Consider the following 15,332-nt stretch of genomic DNA (forward strand, 5'->3'; position numbering starts at 1 on the left):
CACGGATGGCCCGGGTCCCTTTCCCGCGTTTGCGTGTGAGCGCACCAAGTGTTTCGGCAATTCGACAATGAGAGGAACCTTCGATGAAGGGTCATGTTCAAGACCGGTGGTGGCGGCAGAAGAAAGAGGGCACACGGCTTGTCGTGGACGCCAACGGCCGTCCGGTGCGGGAGAAGACGGACCTGTTCGGCATAGGCGACCGGTACAAGGTCCACTTCTATGACGAGCACGACAAGGAACGGTCGAAGTCGTTCCCGGACAAGGAATTGGGCAGGGCCAAGAAGTTCCTGACCAAAATGCAGCACGATGTGCTGGCGGGCGAGTACATCGACCCGAACGCGGGCAAGATCACGCTCCGTGTCTACGTGAAACAGTGGCTGAAAGGACAGTCACAGGATGCGGCGACCATGCAGACGGTGGGGCATCGGCTGAACGCCCGGGTGTATCCGAAACTCGGTGATCTGCCTTTGGAGGTCGTGGCGAAGGTCGACACGCTGCGGGATTGGCTGGAATGGCTCAAAGACGGCGACGGAACGACTGGGGGCGTGGAGGCGTCCTACCGTGCCCAGTTGTGGGATCTGCTCTCGGCGATCCTGGAGTCGGCCGTGGCGGACAAGAAGATCCGCGCGAACCCGTGCAAGGCCAAGAGTGTCCGGCGCCCGAAACCGGAACAGCGGAAGATCGTTCCCTGGCTGGAATCGAAGATCCATAAGGTGCAGCTCGCGCTACCGCCGATCTACCAGATCATGGTGCCACTCGGTGGCGGGTGCGCGCTGCGGCAGATGGAGATGTTCGGGATGAGCCCGGACGATATCGACCGTGACGCCCTGGAGTTGCACGTGGAGAGGCAAATCAGGTGGATCGGGAGCGTTCCCGTGTTCGCGCCACCGAAGGGCGGGAAAACGCGAACCGTGCCGATCGGGGAAGGTGTCCTGGAAGCTATCGATGACTACAGCGAGAATTTCGAACCCGGCTCGCTCACGCTGCCGTGGCTGCAACCAGGCGGCGACCCGGTCACCGTGCGCGTGCTGATCAACAAACGGGCCTGCGAGATGGGCAAGCATCGGGGCGCGCTGGCCTCGGATGTGTGGCGGGGCGGGAACTTCACGGACGACGTGTGGCAGCCCGCCATCCGCGCGGCCGGATACGTCTACGGCAAACGACGCGACGGCTTGCACGCGCTGCGGCACTACTGCGCGTCGGCATGGCTAGCCAACGGTGTCTCCATCAAGGAAGTCGCCGAACACCTCGGCCACCACGACCCCGGCTACACGCTCCGCATCTACACCCACCTTGTGCCCTCCAGCCACAAGCGCGCCCGGCTGGCGGCCAACAAGACCTTCAAGCCCCGTCGACGGCCTGACACGGCCCCTGAATCCGCGACGGCCTGACGACGGCCTGACAAGATCAACAACACCATAATGGCAGGTCAGAGCACCTCGGAGAAAGTTGTCGTACCACTCGATCGTCGTACCGATGAGGCTGGCGCTGACGACCTTCGCGATCGAGCCACGGTTCTGCGTGGTCACCGGGCGTTCCTTTCCTTGGGGTTTCACGCGGCGGTCCAGCCGCCGTCGAGGGGGATCGAGGTACCGGTGACATGGGCGGCGTGCTCGCCGGAGAGCCAGAGCACGCACGCGGCGACGTCGGCGGGTTCGATGAGCCGCTTGATCGCCGAACGGCGCAGCAGGACCTGCTCGATGACGGCGTCGCGTTCGAGGCCGTGTTCTTCGGCCTGCGCCTGGAGCTGGCCGGTGACCAGCGGGGTCCGGACGTAACCGGGGCTGACGCAGTTGCTGGTCACGCCGTGTTCCGCGCCTTCGAGCGCGGTGACCTTGGAGAGTCCTTCGAGCGCGTGTTTCGCGGTGACGTACGCGGATTTGAACGGGCTCGCGCGGAGACCGTGGACGCTGGACATGTTCACGACGCGCCCCCAGCCGCGGTCGTACATCTGCGGCAGCACGCGGCGGATGAGCAGGAACGGCGCGGTGACCATGAGCGACTGGAGCCGGGTGAACGTCTCCGGCGGGAACTCGTGGATCGGCGCGATGTGCTGGAAACCGGCGTTGTTGACGAGGATGTCGATCTCGGCCGGGAGGGTCTCGATGGCCTGGCCGTCGGTGAGGTCGACGACGTGGGCGATGCCGCTGACCTCGGCCGCCGCCTTCTCGACGGCGTCGTCGATGTCGACGAGGTGGACCTTGGCACCGGCCTCGGCGAGCGCTTCGGCGCAGGCCAGGCCGATGCCGCTCGCCGCACCCGTGACCAGGGCGGACTTGCCGGCCAGATCGCTGTGATACGCACCACTCATGCCGGACGACGTTAGGTCGCTCCGCGCACTTAAGCCATGTGGTTACGCGCTACACCTACTCAAGATCCCGTATGCGATCCCCACACCTCCCGCAACTCGTCCCCTAGTTGCGGTAGTTGGCAGCGCGAACTACCGCAACTAGGGGACGAAACGCGACGGGGGAAGGGGGTCAGCCGGCGGCGTCCGAGATCGACTTGGCCTCGCGAGCGCCGGCTTCGAAGGCTTCGCAAGAGAAGAGCAGCCAGGACCGGACACCTTCGGAAGTCCCGGAACTGAAGGCCGAAGCGGCTTCGAGGTACTTCGGCACACGCCGGAAGTACGCGACCTCAGGCACCGTCAGTGCCTTCGGGTCCAGCCCCGTCGCCACCGCCGAAAGCCGCGCCGCCGCCCGCGCGACGACACCGTCCGCGGAGCCGAAAGGCTTCAGTGCCAACAATTCCCCGTGCACGACGGCGGTCAGCACCGGCCCCGGGACCGACGTCGCGCCGGTGATCAGTTGCGCCAGCATCTCCAGCCGCGGCCCGACATCGCCCGACGACCGCGGCCGCCCCAGCGTGTCGAGATCCGTCACCAGGTCCGACGCGGCGAGAAGGTGCAAGCGCGCCAACGCTTGCAGCGGCGCACGCCGCCACGTCGGGAGCAGGCCCTCCAGCGCTTCCGCGACACGCAGCGCGCCCGCCAGCATCGGATCGGACACCTCGCCGGATTCCGGCAGTTCGGGCGCGGCGCCTTCGATCCCGGCCGACGCCCGCGCCGACCGCACGGACGCTTCGGCGGCTGTCGCCGCGCCACCGCGCAGGTTCGCGGGCAGCCGGTGGACGGCGAACACCGCGTCCTGCGCCGATTTCGCGGCCGCCGCGACGCCTTCGAGGTCCAGCAGCGGCTTCAGCGGGTCGGTCATGCGTCCAGCACCTGGCCCGCGCGCCGCACCACGGGCGCCTGCACCGACCACGGGAAGTTGATCCACCGATCCGTGTGCTTCCAGACGTATTCGCATTTGACGCACGCGCGCGGCTTCTCGTAGACGACCGCGCAGCGCACCTCGGCGACGTGGTCGGCGCAGAAGTCGCGGACCAGCTTCAAGGTCGCGCCGGTGTCCGCGACGTCGTCGGCGACGAGCACCTTCTTCTTCGTCAGGTCGACGACGTTCGGCACCGGCGGCAGCATCACCGGCAGGTCGAGACGCTGGTCGACGCCGGTGTAGAACTCGACGTTCATCACGTGCAGGTTCTTCACGTCCAGCGCGTAGCCGAGCGCGCCCGCGACGAACAGCCCGCCGCGCGCGATCGACAGGATCAGGTCCGGCTCGAAGCCGTCGTCGGCCACGGTCTGCGCCAGATCCCTGCTGGCCGTCCCGAACAACTCCCAGGTGAGCTCTTCCCGCTCCTCGGCCATGCTGCCTCGCCTTCTCGATCGTTCCCGCGAGCATAGGCAACGCCTCAGTGGCCTTCTCGAATGCTTCGAAACTGGCTATCCAGCAAGGCCAATGCCGGGACGTAGCGTCAAGATCGTGACCGACTGGAACGACCACGCGCCCCTGTCCGGCGAACGCGTCCGCCTCGAACCGCTCACCCGCGACCACGCCAAAGGACTCTTCGAAGCCGGATCCGACCCGGCGATCTGGACCTGGCTCAGCCTCCGGCAGCCGCGGGACCTCGCCGTGGCCGAAGCGATGGTCGACGGCATCCTCGCCGACACCGGCCGCCGCGCCTGGGCGCAGATCGACGCGCACACCGGCGAGGTCGCGGGCACGACGTCGTTCTACGCGATGAACGCGCGCCACAAGATCCTTTCCGTCGGCTACACCTGGATCGGTTCCGCGTGGCAGCGGACCGGCCTCAACCGCGAGTCGAAACTCCTGTTGCTACGCCACGCTTTCGACGACCTCGGCGCGAACCGCGTCGCGTGGGAGACCGACATCCGCAACCTGAAGTCACAGAAGGCGATCGAACGCCTCGGCGCGCAACGCGAAGGCGTCCTGCGCGCCCATCGCGTCCGGCCGGACGGAACCGTCCGCGACACCGTCGTCTACTCCCTCACCGGACCAGAATGGCCGGCGGTCCGTACCGCTTTGTCCTCAAGCGGATGAATGCCGCGCGCAACCACGATGCAACCTTTTACTTCGCGTCGTAACGTCGATAGCGTGCCAACGGGCGTGAAGACACGCGAATCACAGGAGGCATCGCACCATGACCGAGCAGTCGCCGGCGCTGGACAATTTGCTCACGGAGAGCAGGACCTTCCCCCCGAGCGAGGCTTTCAGCGCGCAAGCGAATGCCACCGCCGACTTCTACGCCGAAGCCGACGCGGACCGGGAAGCTTTCTGGGCCAAGCAGGCCGACCGTCTCCACTGGGACACCAAGTGGTCGCAGGTACTGGACTGGACCAATGCGCCGGTCGCGAAGTGGTTCGTGGGCGGGAAGCTGAACGTCGCCTACAACTGTGTCGACCGCCACGTCGCGGACGGCCACGGCGAGCAGGTCGCGATCCACTGGGTCGGCGAGCCCGGTGACAGCCGCGACATCACGTACGCGCAGTTGAAGGACGAGGTCTCCAAGGCCGCGAACGCCTTCGAGTCCCTCGGCCTCACCGCCGGTGACCGGGTCGCCATCCAGATGCCGATGGTTCCCGAAGCGATCGTCGCGATGCTCGCGTGCGCCCGCATCGGCGTTCTGCACAGTGTCGTCTTCGGTGGTTTTTCCCCGACAGCACTGCGATCCCGGGTGGACGACCAGGCGGCGAAGATCGTCATCACCACCGACGGCCAGTACCGCCGCGGCAAGGCCGCCCCGATGAAGGTCAACGTCGACGAAGCGCTCGAAGGCGCCGAATCGGTCGAGAAGGTCATCGTCGTCCGCCGCACCGGCGACGAGGTGCCCATCAACGAAGGCCGCGACCTCTGGTGGCACGAACTGGTCGAGAGCCAGTCCGCGGAGCACGCGCCGCAGGCGTTCGACTCCGAGCACCCGCTCTTCATCCTCTACACCTCCGGCACCACCGGTAAGCCGAAGGGCATCCTGCACACCTCCGGCGGGTACCTGACCCAGGCGGCGTACACGCACCACAACGTCTTCGACCACAAGGCGGGCGAAGACGTCTACTGGTGCACCGCCGACATCGGCTGGATCACCGGGCACACCTACATCGTGTACGGGCCGCTGGCGAACCGGACGACGCAGGTCGTCTACGAAGGCACGCCGAACACGCCGCACGAGGGCCGCCACTGGGAGATCGTCCAGCAGCACAAGGTCTCCATCTACTACACCGCGCCCACGCTGATCCGCACGTTCATGAAGTGGGGCAACGAGATCCCGGAGAAGTACGACCTCTCCTCGCTGCGTGTGCTCGGCAGCGTCGGCGAACCGATCAACCCCGAGGCGTGGATCTGGTACCGCGAGAACGTCGGCGCGAACTCCGCGCCGATCGTCGACACCTGGTGGCAGACCGAGACCGGCGGGATCATGATCTCGCCGCTGCCAGGCGTCACCGCCACGAAGCCGGGCTCGGCGCAGAAGGCGCTGCCGGGTATCTCGGCGAAGGTCGTCGACGACCAGGGCGTCGAGGTCGGCAAGGGTGGCGGCGGCTACCTGGTGCTCGACAAGCCGTGGCCGGGGATGCTGCGAGGCATCTGGGGCGACGAGCAGCGTTTCCGTGAGACGTACTGGTCGCGCTTCGCCGACCAGGGCTACTACTTCGCCGGTGACGGCGCGAAGTACGACGCCGACGGCGACATCTGGCTGCTGGGCCGCGTCGACGACGTGATGAACGTGTCCGGGCACCGCATCTCGACCACCGAGGTCGAGTCCGCGCTGGTCTCGCACCCGACGGTCGCCGAGGCCGCCGTCGTCGGCGCGACCGACGCGACCACCGGGCAGGGCATCGTCGCGTTCGTCATCCTGCGCGGCAACGCGGTCGACGGTGGGGACAAGGCCGTCCAGGAACTGCGCAACCACGTCGCCAAGGAGATCGGGCCGATCGCGAAGCCGCGGCAGATCCTGGTCGTGCAGGAACTGCCGAAGACGCGTTCCGGCAAGATCATGCGCCGCCTGCTGCGCGACGTGGCCGAGAACCGCCAGGTCGGCGACGTCACCACGCTGGCCGACTCGTCGGTGATGGACCTGATCTCTTCGGGTCTGAAGTCGGGCAAGTCCGAGGAGTAGCCCCAGGCGTGTTATGAACGGACCGTTTATAACAGGACTTGTTATAAACGGTCCGTTCATAACATCCGACACGCTTAGCACACCCTGCCGCGCGATAGTCGAACGCCTGTTCTAGGATGTGCCGGGTACCACCCCACACCCGGGCAAGGAGACGACACCGACGATGACCGTGGATGCCTTGACACGCACTGACGCCGTGTCCGAAGAAGCGGCTACTGAAGCGCCCGTCGACTCGAAGCCGCAGGCAGAGTCCACCGAGACGGCCGAGAACGCGACGGCCACCGAGGCCGGGGACGCCCCGGCCGAGGACAAGACGGAAACCCCCGCCGAAGCCACGGCGGAGTCCCCCAAGCCCAAGCGTGGCCGCCCGAAGGTCGCCACGACGGCGAAGAAGACCCGCACCGTCGAGCTGATCCTCACGGTCACCGGCACCGCCGACGGCGAGTGGCAGGCCGAGCTCAAGAACGGCAGCAAGTGGGTCGCGAAGGGCCTGGAGATCCCGGCCGCCGCCGTGTCCCGTGCCGCCAAGGAGCTGCACTCGGACCTGTCGGGCCCGATCGATGAGGTCATCAACGCGGCCCGCGAGCTTCAGGCCGCGAAGGTCGCCCAGCTCGAAGCCGAGCTGGAGAAGGCGAAGCTGGCTCTGGCCGAGCTGGACGCGTAAGACTTTCCTCCCGACCGGGGCGGACGCTGGAACTTCAGTGTCCGCCCCGGTTTCTTTTTACCCGCCGATCGGCGGCCGTCCCGGCAGCGGCGTCTTGAACTCGACCCACTGACTGTCCACAATGGCCTCGACGCTGTGCGGGACACCGCGTGGATGGACGATGGTCTCGCCTGCTTCCAGTTTCACGTCCCGCCCGTCGAGTGTGCCGCGCAGTGATCCCGAAAACAGGTACACGATGCTGTCGTGATCGTGGCTGTGCACGGGCGACGCGACACCGGCCGGATAGAAGATCTCGTACGCCAGACCACCTTCCGCCGTGGCGAGCGTCCGGAACCGGCCCTGCCCGCCGATCAGCCGCTGACCCTCCACTGTAGACATTGGAGCCCAGGACGTCGGCTGCCAGCTCATCGCGCGGTCTCCAGCGCCGCTTCCTCTTCACGATCCGGGTCACGGGCGAGGACGACGCCGATGATGCTGACGACCGCCGTCGCGAGCAGGTACACGCCGATCGCGATCCAGGTGCCGTAGCCGGCGAGCAGCGCGGTCAGCAGCAGCGGCGCCGGCGCCCCGCCGATGACTCCGGCGAGGGTGTAGGCGAGCGAACTGCCGGTGTAGCGCAGGCGCGGCGAGAACTGTTCGGTGACGAGCGCGGCCTGTGGCCCGTACAACGCGGCGTGGATCACCAGCGCGAGCACGATGCCGGTCACCAGCATGAAGAACGAACCACCGCTGACCATCGGGAAGAACACGAACGGCCAGATCCCGGCGGCGATGGTCGCGACCAGGTACATCTTGCGCCGCGAGACCCGGTCGGAGAGCGCGCCGAACAGCGGCATCAGGAACAGCTGGAACGCCGAACCGATCATCACCGCGGCCAGTCCGGCGCCGCGCGAGAGGTCGGTGTGCGTGGTGACGTAGGTGAGGACGAAGACGGTGAACAGCGCGTACAGCACGTCCGGGCAGACGCGGATCAGCACGGCCGCGATCAGCGCGCGGCGTTCCGTGTGGAAGACCTCCGAGATCGGCGCCGACGAACGCTCGCCGCGCTCCTGGATCTGTTTGAAGACCGGCGTTTCCTCCAGTTTGAGCCGGATCCACAGTCCGAAACCGACCAGCGCGCCCGACAACAGGAACGCGATCCGCCAGCCCCAGCTGTTGAACTGGTCCTCGGTGAGCAGCGCGGCGAGGACGGCGAGGACGCCGTTGGCGAGCAGGTTGCCCGCGGGCGGGCCGATCTGCGCGGCCGACGCCCAGAACCCGCGTTTGTTCGGGTCCCCGAACTCACTCGACAGCAGGACGGCGCCACCCCATTCGCCGCCGATGCCCACACCCTGCGCGAATCGCAGCAACACGAGCAGGACGGCCGCGAAGCCGCCGATGGTCTCGTACGTCGGCAGGAGTCCGATGAGGAACGTCGCGACACCGGTGAGCACGAGCGTCATGACCAGGATCCGCTTGCGGCCGAGCACGTCGCCGAGGCGGCCGAAGAGGAACCCGCCGAGCGGCCGGGCGAGATAGCCGACGGCGTAGGTGGAGAACGCCGCCATCGTGCTCGCGAGCTGGTCCTCCGAGGGGAAGAAGAGGTGCCCGAAGATCGTCGCGGCCGCCACCGAGTAGGCCGCGAAGTCGTACCACTCGAGCGCTGTTCCCGAGAGGCTGGCCGCGAAGGCCTTGTGCAGCGAGCGCCGGTCACCGGCTGGTGAGGTCATGTCCACATCCCGTCAGTTCGAGGTCCTCAACCCCGCCGGGAGGGGTTGAATTGCGGATATACTCCTTGTATACAAGCTGTATGCGCAACCCCCAATCTCGGAGGAAAGATGCCTGAGCTGCGTTTCACCCTTCCCGACGGCCAGGAGCGGCGGACCGAGGTCCACACGCTGCTGAACGCCGGATACGCCGGTCGCAGCCAGGAAGACGTCGCCGCCCACGTGGCCGAACTGGCCGAACTCGGCGTCCCCGCGCCCTCGGTGATCCCGGCGCTCTACCCGGTCGCGCCGTACCTGGCGAGGCAGACCGGCGAGGTCCCCGTGCAGCACGAGCGGACCTCCGGCGAGGCCGAGTGGGCCATCGTCATCACCGGCCCCGCGCCCGAGGACGTCCTCCTGACCGCCGCCTGCGACCACACCGACCGGGCGCTGGAGGCACACGGCGTCGCGTGGAGTAAGAACGCCGGCCCCGACGTCCTCGCCGCCAAGGCCTGGCGTCTCGTCGACGTCCAGGACCGGCTCGACGACCTCACGTTGTCCGCCTGGGCCGGGGAAACCCTGATCCAGCAAGGAAAACTCGCGGAACTGCTGCCGCCGTCGTACTGGCTGGACGTGCTGCGCGAACGCGGCCTGCACGCTCCGGGCACCGTGCTGATCTCGGGGACGATCCCGATGGTGCACGGCGTCGACCAGTTCGCCGATTCCTGGCGCGTGGAACTGGGCGACCCGGCGACCGGCGAGACGATCGAACTCGCCTACCGCGTGCGGCGGCTGCCCGAACCGATCGGCTGAAGACTTAGGTAAGGCAATAATGAATAAGGCTTGCCTCAATTAACTGAAACGGTTTCCTCTCGCCTGAAACCGTTCTTCGTGTTTCACTGAAACGGTGACCGATACCGTATCGACCGCACATCCGCACGAACCACACGAGGACCTCGGCGGAAAGCTGAACTGGTTGCGTGCCGGGGTCCTCGGCGCGAACGACGGGATCGTCTCGGTGGCGGGCATCGTGGTCGGTGTCGCGGGCGCGACCACCGACTCCACCGCGATCGCGACCGCGGGAATCGCGGGACTGGTCGCGGGCGCGCTTTCGATGGCGGGCGGCGAATACGTCTCGGTGAGCACCCAGCGTGATACCGAACGCGCGCAGTTGCGGCTGGAAAAGCGCGAACTGAAAGAGATGCCAGAAGCCGAAGAACGGGAACTCGCGGAAATCTACGAGTCGAAAGGGCTTTCCCCGGAACTCGCCGCCGAGGTCGCCCGCGAACTGACCGAAAAGGACGCGCTGCAAGCGCACGCCGAGGCCGAACTCGGCATCGATCCGGACAATTTGACGAGCCCTTGGCAGGCGGCGTGGGCTTCACTGGTGGCGTTCACCGTCGGCGCCCTGCTTCCGCTGCTGGCGATCGTGTGGACGCCGACCTCGACGCGGGTCTGGGCATGCGCGTCGGCGGTCGTGGTCGGGCTGGTGCTGACCGGGTTCCTGAGCGCGAAACTCGGCGACGCCCGGGTCGGTCGCGCGATCGCGCGGAACGTCGGTGTCGGCGCGCTGACGATGCTGGTGACCTACTACGTCGGTGTGCTCTTCGGGACGACAGTGGGATAGCCCCAGTGCGATGAAAGGCCCCTTCATCGCAAAATTTGCGATGAAGGGGCCTTTCATCGCACGTCCGAGGATCACTCGTCAGTGCGTCACGAAGAGCGTCTAGTGAACGCCCTTCATCAGCTTGCGGATCATCGGCGTCGCCAGCAGGAGCGCCACACCGACCACAATGGCCACTCCGCCGACGATGCTGAAGTACGGTGCTTCGTCGTCCACCGAGTAGTATTCGGCGAGCTTCCCGGACAGCGCGGTACCGAGTGAGATGGACAGGAAGTTCAGCGCCACCATCTGCGTCCGGAACGCGTCCGGCGCGAGTTTGGTCGACAGCGAGAGGCCGACCGGCGAAAGCATCAGTTCCGCCATGGTGAACACGAACAGGATGCCGGCCAGCGCGAGCAGCGGGCTCGCGTTCTTGCCGCTGCCGACCATCGGGAGGAACAGCAGGAACGCCGCGCCCATGATGGCCGTGCCGAGCACGAACTTGATCGGCGAGGACGGCTGCTTCGAGCCGAGTTTCGTCCAGATCGCCGCGACCACCGGCGCGAACACGATGACGAACACCGGGTTGATCGAGTTGACCCACGCCACCGGCATCTCCCAGCCGAAGACGGTCCGGTTCAGTCGCTCGTCGGTGTAGGCCGCGACGACGGTGAACTGCTGCTGGTACAACGACCAGAAGGCCGCGCTCGCGATGAACATCGGGATGAACGAGTACACCCGGCTACGTTCGTCGGAGGTGATCTTCTTGCTGCTGATGATCACCACGAAGTAGATCACCGAGATGACCGCGACGGTACCGACGACGACGTCGACCAGGTTCGCCGGGTTGATCACGCCGAACACCACGAGCGCCACGATGGCCGCGACACCCACCGCGGTGCCCACGAAGACCAGCGGACGCTGCGACGCGGGCAGCGGGTTGGGGATCTCGCTCGCCTTCTCGCCGAGGTTCTTGCGGCCGATCGTGTACTGGATCAGGCCGAGCGCCATGCCGAACGCGGCGAGCCCGAAGCCGACGTGGAAGCCGATCTCGCTCTGCACGAGCCCGGTCAGCAGCGGTCCGATGAAGCCACCGACGTTCACGCCCATGTAGAAAATCGTGAAACCGCCGTCGCGGCGCTCGTCGTCTGGCGCGTACAGCGTCCCGACGATGGCCGTGGCGTTGGACTTCAGCCCGCCACTGCCGACGGCGACGCAGAAGAGACCCACGCCGATCCCCGCCAGGCCCGGGAGCACGGCGAGGCTGATGTGGCCGATCATGATCAGGATCGCGCTGTAGAACAGCGTCCGTTCGGAGCCGAGTACGCGGTCCGCGACCCAGGCGCCGATCACGGCCGACAGGTAGACCATGCCGCCGTACGCGCCGACGATGCCGAGCGCGGAGGCCTTCGGCAGCGCCAGGCCGCCTTGACTGACTTCGTAGTAGAGGTAGATGGGGAGGATGCCGAGCATCCCGTAGTACGAGAATCGCTCCCACATCTCGACGCCGAAGAGGTTCGCCAGCCCTCGTGGGTGCCCGAAGAACCTCGTGTCTTGCTGGACCTCGGTAGAGGTACTCACCATGCCGTCCTTATCGAAGACATCGTTGTCGGTTTTCAGTTGACATGCTAGAAGCCCAGCATGTGGACGGGACACCGACGTCCGGATGAGGCTTGTGGCAACCGTCATGAACGCGAGATTTCCGCAGCTCGAAGTATTAAAATCACGTCAAGGTGCGCCGGGAAGTCTGGTCGGCAACAGTATTCGTGTTGCCGAAACCGGAGGATGCCGTGACAACCGGCCCCAGCCGTCCCGCGAAAGCCGTCGTCGCCGACTTCGCCCGTTATCTCCGCACCGAGACCACCGGTGGGCTGATCCTGCTCGGGGCCACCGCCATCGCCTTGCTTTGGGCGAATTCACCCATCGACGACTTTTACCGCGCGATCCGCGATTTCCGGCTCGGCCCCGAATTCCTCCACCTGAATCTGACGATCGGCGATTGGGCCAAAGACGGGCTGCTCGCGCTGTTCTTCTTCGTCGCGGGACTCGAACTCAAACGCGAACTCGTGGTCGGTGAACTGTCCCGGTTCAAACAGGCCGTGCTGCCGGTGGTCGCCGCGATCGGCGGCATGATCGTCCCCGCCCTGGTCGCGCTCGCCGTCGGCTGGGGGACGCCGGGGATCGACCGCGCGTGGGCCATCCCGGTCGCCACGGACATCGCCTTCGCGCTGGGCGTGCTCGCCATCACGGCGTCCAACCTGCCGAGCAGCGCGCGAGTCTTCCTGCTCTCCCTGGCGGTGGTCGACGACCTCGGCGCGATCCTCATCATCGCGATCCTGTTCACCGCGAAGTTCGACCTCGTCGCCGCGGGCGTCGCCGTCGCCGCTCTCGCGCTGTACGCGTACTTGCAGCACCGCCGTGTCCGCAGCGCCTGGATCTACGTGCCGCTGGCCCTGATCACCTGGGTCGCGGTGCATTCGGCGGGCGTCCACGCCACCATCGCCGGCGTCGCGCTCGGCCTGCTCACCCGCGTCCGCGCCGACAAGGGCGAGGAGCACGCGCCGGCGATCCGGCTCGAGCACCGGTTGCAGCCGTGGTCGGCCGCGGTCGCGGTGCCGTTGTTCGCGTTGTTCGCGGCCGGGATCAAAGTGGACGGCGAATCGCTCGGCGCGGTCTTCACCACGGCATTGCCGCTGGCCGTGCTGATCGGGCTGGTCGGCGGGAAGCTGATCGGGATCTTCGGCGCCAGCCTGCTCGCGGTGAAGTTCAAGCTCGCGGAGAAACCCAGGGGGATGGGCTGGCGGGACATCGGCGCGCTGTCGATGCTCGGCGGCGTCGGGTTCACCGTGAGCCTGCTGATCGCGGACCTCGCGCTCGACGGGGAATCCGTCGAACTGGTGAAGGCGGCGGTGCTGATCGCGTCGGCCATCGCCTCGCTTTCGGCCGCCGCGATGCTCGTGCACCGCAGCCGCGTGCACGCGCGCGAAGATTGAGAAGGCGACACTCGCCGGTCCGCCGCGCCCGGGATGAGGGCACGTGGCACGATGACCGGTGTGAGCAGCCCCAAGCACGAACGCACCGGCCCCGACGGCGTGGGGGCCGTGCCCTACCTCCCCCTGTCGAGCGATGACGACGTGGTAGCGAGCGAGCAGTCCCTCGGGAAGCTCGTCGGCGATGCCACACAGCACGTTTCGACGCTGATCCGCGCCGAGGTCGAACTGGCGAAGTCCGAGGTCGTCGCGGAAGCGAAGAAGGGCGTCAAGGGCGCCATCTTCTTCCTTGTCGCGCTGGTCATCGGGCTGTACAGCTCGTTCTTCTTCTTTTTCTTCCTCGGCGAACTGCTGTCGGAGTTCCTGCAGCGCTGGGCGGCGTTCCTGATCGTGTTCGGGCTGATGCTCGTCTCGACCGCGGTCGCGGGCTTCCTCGGCTACCTCAAGGTGAAGAAGATCCGGGCGCCGGAGCGCACGATCAACAGCTTCAAGGACACGGCCGCCGCGTTCAAGCGGCACGACGCCGAAGACCAAGACTGAGTTTTCGAGCGGTGCAGGCGACACCGGACCCGTCGATCGTCCGGATCGACGGCCCGTGGACCCATCGTGACGTCTCGGCGAACGGCATCCGGCTGCACGTCGCCGAACTCGGCGAAGGGCCGGTGGTCCTGCTGCTGCACGGGTTCGCCGAGTTCTGGTGGACCTGGCACCACCAGCTGACCGCGCTCGCCGACGCCGGTTTCCGCGCGGTCGCGGTGGATCTGCGCGGGTACGGCGATTCGGACAAACCCCCGCGCGGCTACGACGCCTGGACGCTCGCGGGCGACGTCGGCGGGCTGATCAAGTCGCTCGGCGTCCGCAAGGCCCACCTCGTCGGACATGCCTGGGGCGGCATGCTCGCGTGGACGGTGGGCGCGCTGCACCCCCGGCTGGTCTCCTCGGTGACTGTGCTGGGCGGCGCGCATCCGCTGGCGTTGCGCCGGGCCGTCCGGCGGCCGGGACAGCTGCGGGCTTCCGGGCATCTGTTCCGCTTCCAGTTGCCGATGGCGCCGGAGAAATGGCTGGTCAAGGACGACGCGCTCGCCGTCGAGGAGCTGTTCCGCGCCTGGTCTGGTCCACAATGGACGGATACTTCGAACTTCGCCGAAACCGTGCGGACATTCCGGCAGGCGATGCTCGTGCCGGGGGTTCCGCACAGCGCGCTCGAGTACTACCGATGGGCCTTCCGCGCGCAGTTCCGCGGCGAAGGCCGCCGGTTCGGCGAAGCACTGCGAGGCCGCTACGCCGCCCGAGTCCTGCAACTGCACGGCGAGGACGACCTGTGCGTCCTGCCGGACACCGCGGCCGCGTCACGCCGCTGGGCCCCGGACGCGCGACTCGAACGCTGGCCCGGCATCGGGCACTTCCCGCACCTGGAGGCCCCGGAGCGCACTTCGGCCGCACTGGTGGACTTCCTCCGTATCTTGGAAGCATGACCGAGCGCAAACCGACGGGCGTCTCGTTCGAGTCCTGGGTGGACCGGCAGATCAGTGCCGCGCAGGCGAAGGGCGACTTCGACGACCTGCCCGGCGCGGGGAAACCGCTGCTGAAGACCGACGGCAAGGACACGGCGCTGGCCTGGGTGGTGAACAAGGTCCGCGGCGAAGGGCACGACGTTTCCGCGCTGCTGCCGCCGTCCTTGGCGATCGCCAAGGAACTCGACGACCTGCCGGACACGCTCGCCCGCGTGCGCCGGGAGGCGCGGGTGCGGGAGATCGCCGAGGACCTGAACGAACGGATCCGCACGGAGCACCGGCGCCCCGCGGGCGGGCCGGTGCTGCGGGCGCGGCCTTTGGACGTCGAGGAGACCGTGGCTTCTTGGCGGCAGGGCCTCTCACCGGACCGCTGATCCCCCCTCGCGCGCTATGAAGGACGCTTTC

The 15,332-nt window shown here is 67.2% G+C and carries 16 protein-coding genes; 10 read left to right on the forward strand and 6 right to left on the reverse strand.

What is annotated here, in order from left to right:
- The first annotated feature begins 83 nt into the window (after nt 1–83).
- Nucleotides 84–1,391, forward strand: coding sequence for a tyrosine-type recombinase/integrase (locus ACLARN_RS32160; protein WP_409495233.1), 1,308 nt, complete (start codon nt 84–86; stop codon nt 1,389–1,391).
- A gap of 161 nt (nt 1,392–1,552) precedes the next feature.
- Here ACLARN_RS32160 and ACLARN_RS32165 read toward each other — a convergent pair whose 3' ends face one another.
- The 3 genes from ACLARN_RS32165 to ACLARN_RS32175 form a co-directional block, all read right to left on the reverse strand.
- A complete protein-coding gene (locus ACLARN_RS32165; protein WP_409495234.1) occupies nt 1,553–2,311 on the reverse strand; it encodes a 3-hydroxybutyrate dehydrogenase in 759 nt (252 codons plus the stop codon).
- A gap of 169 nt (nt 2,312–2,480) precedes the next feature.
- Nucleotides 2,481–3,212 carry an oxidoreductase gene (locus tag ACLARN_RS32170; protein ID WP_409495235.1) on the reverse strand — a complete coding sequence of 244 codons (732 nt, stop codon included), beginning with the start codon at nt 3,210–3,212 and terminating at the stop codon, nt 2,481–2,483.
- Nucleotides 3,209–3,706 (reverse strand): phosphoribosyltransferase, encoded by a 498-nt coding sequence (locus tag ACLARN_RS32175; RefSeq protein WP_409495236.1) that lies wholly within the window; start codon nt 3,704–3,706, stop codon nt 3,209–3,211. Before ACLARN_RS32175 ends, ACLARN_RS32170 begins: the two co-directional genes overlap by 4 nt.
- Nucleotides 3,707–3,821: 115 nt before the next feature.
- Here ACLARN_RS32175 and ACLARN_RS32180 point away from each other — a divergent pair, with 115 nt between their 5' ends.
- The 3 genes from ACLARN_RS32180 (at nt 3,822) to ACLARN_RS32190 (ending at nt 7,135) form a co-directional block, all read left to right on the forward strand.
- Nucleotides 3,822–4,400 (forward strand): GNAT family N-acetyltransferase, encoded by a 579-nt coding sequence (locus tag ACLARN_RS32180; protein ID WP_409495237.1) that lies wholly within the window; start codon nt 3,822–3,824, stop codon nt 4,398–4,400.
- A gap of 100 nt (nt 4,401–4,500) precedes the next feature.
- On the forward strand, nt 4,501–6,471 hold the full coding sequence (gene acs, locus ACLARN_RS32185; RefSeq protein ID WP_409495238.1) for an acetate--CoA ligase: 1,971 nt from the start codon (nt 4,501–4,503) through the stop codon (nt 6,469–6,471).
- Between the two features lie 163 nt (nt 6,472–6,634).
- Nucleotides 6,635–7,135 (forward strand): DUF6319 family protein, encoded by a 501-nt coding sequence (locus tag ACLARN_RS32190; protein WP_409495239.1) that lies wholly within the window; start codon nt 6,635–6,637, stop codon nt 7,133–7,135.
- Between the two features lie 57 nt (nt 7,136–7,192).
- Here ACLARN_RS32190 and ACLARN_RS32195 read toward each other — a convergent pair whose 3' ends face one another.
- Both ACLARN_RS32195 and ACLARN_RS32200 read right to left on the reverse strand, forming a co-directional pair.
- Nucleotides 7,193–7,513: a cupin domain-containing protein gene (locus tag ACLARN_RS32195; RefSeq protein WP_409495240.1), complete on the reverse strand. Its 321-nt coding sequence runs from the start codon at nt 7,511–7,513 to the stop codon at nt 7,193–7,195.
- A gap of 26 nt (nt 7,514–7,539) precedes the next feature.
- The gene (locus ACLARN_RS32200; protein ID WP_409495241.1) at nt 7,540–8,844 is read right to left on the reverse strand and encodes an MFS transporter; all 1,305 of its coding nucleotides are present in this window, start codon (nt 8,842–8,844) and stop codon (nt 7,540–7,542) included.
- Between the two features lie 108 nt (nt 8,845–8,952).
- On the opposite strand from ACLARN_RS32200, the gene ACLARN_RS32205 reads away from it, so the two are divergent.
- Nucleotides 8,953–9,633 carry a DUF2848 domain-containing protein gene (locus ACLARN_RS32205; RefSeq protein ID WP_409495242.1) on the forward strand — a complete coding sequence of 227 codons (681 nt, stop codon included), beginning with the start codon at nt 8,953–8,955 and terminating at the stop codon, nt 9,631–9,633.
- Nucleotides 9,634–9,727: 94 nt separating this feature from the next.
- Nucleotides 9,728–10,447: a VIT family protein gene (locus ACLARN_RS32210; RefSeq protein ID WP_409495243.1), complete on the forward strand. Its 720-nt coding sequence runs from the start codon at nt 9,728–9,730 to the stop codon at nt 10,445–10,447.
- Nucleotides 10,448–10,546: 99 nt separating this feature from the next.
- Here the strand turns inward: ACLARN_RS32210 and ACLARN_RS32215 are convergent, their stop codons facing one another.
- Nucleotides 10,547–12,007 (reverse strand): peptide MFS transporter, encoded by a 1,461-nt coding sequence (locus ACLARN_RS32215; protein ID WP_409495244.1) that lies wholly within the window; start codon nt 12,005–12,007, stop codon nt 10,547–10,549.
- 206 nt (nt 12,008–12,213) lie between these two features.
- Here ACLARN_RS32215 and nhaA point away from each other — a divergent pair, with 206 nt between their 5' ends.
- From nhaA to ACLARN_RS32235, 4 genes are read left to right on the forward strand one after another with little or no spacing between them, the layout of a single operon-like run.
- Nucleotides 12,214–13,416, forward strand: a complete 1,203-nt coding sequence (nhaA, locus tag ACLARN_RS32220; protein ID WP_409495245.1) for a Na+/H+ antiporter NhaA — start codon at nt 12,214–12,216, stop codon at nt 13,414–13,416.
- Between the two features lie 51 nt (nt 13,417–13,467).
- Nucleotides 13,468–13,953, forward strand: coding sequence for a phage holin family protein (locus ACLARN_RS32225; protein ID WP_143252855.1), 486 nt, complete (start codon nt 13,468–13,470; stop codon nt 13,951–13,953).
- Nucleotides 13,954–13,964: 11 nt separating this feature from the next.
- Nucleotides 13,965–14,888 carry an alpha/beta fold hydrolase gene (locus ACLARN_RS32230; RefSeq protein ID WP_409495246.1) on the forward strand — a complete coding sequence of 308 codons (924 nt, stop codon included), beginning with the start codon at nt 13,965–13,967 and terminating at the stop codon, nt 14,886–14,888.
- Nucleotides 14,885–15,301 carry a DUF1992 domain-containing protein gene (locus tag ACLARN_RS32235; RefSeq protein ID WP_409495247.1) on the forward strand — a complete coding sequence of 139 codons (417 nt, stop codon included), beginning with the start codon at nt 14,885–14,887 and terminating at the stop codon, nt 15,299–15,301. Before ACLARN_RS32230 ends, ACLARN_RS32235 begins: the two co-directional genes overlap by 4 nt.
- Nucleotides 15,302–15,332 lie beyond the last annotated feature (31 nt).

The organism is Amycolatopsis sp. cmx-11-12, assembly GCF_046269425.1.
In the GTDB taxonomy this organism is placed as follows: domain Bacteria; phylum Actinomycetota; class Actinomycetes; order Mycobacteriales; family Pseudonocardiaceae; genus Amycolatopsis.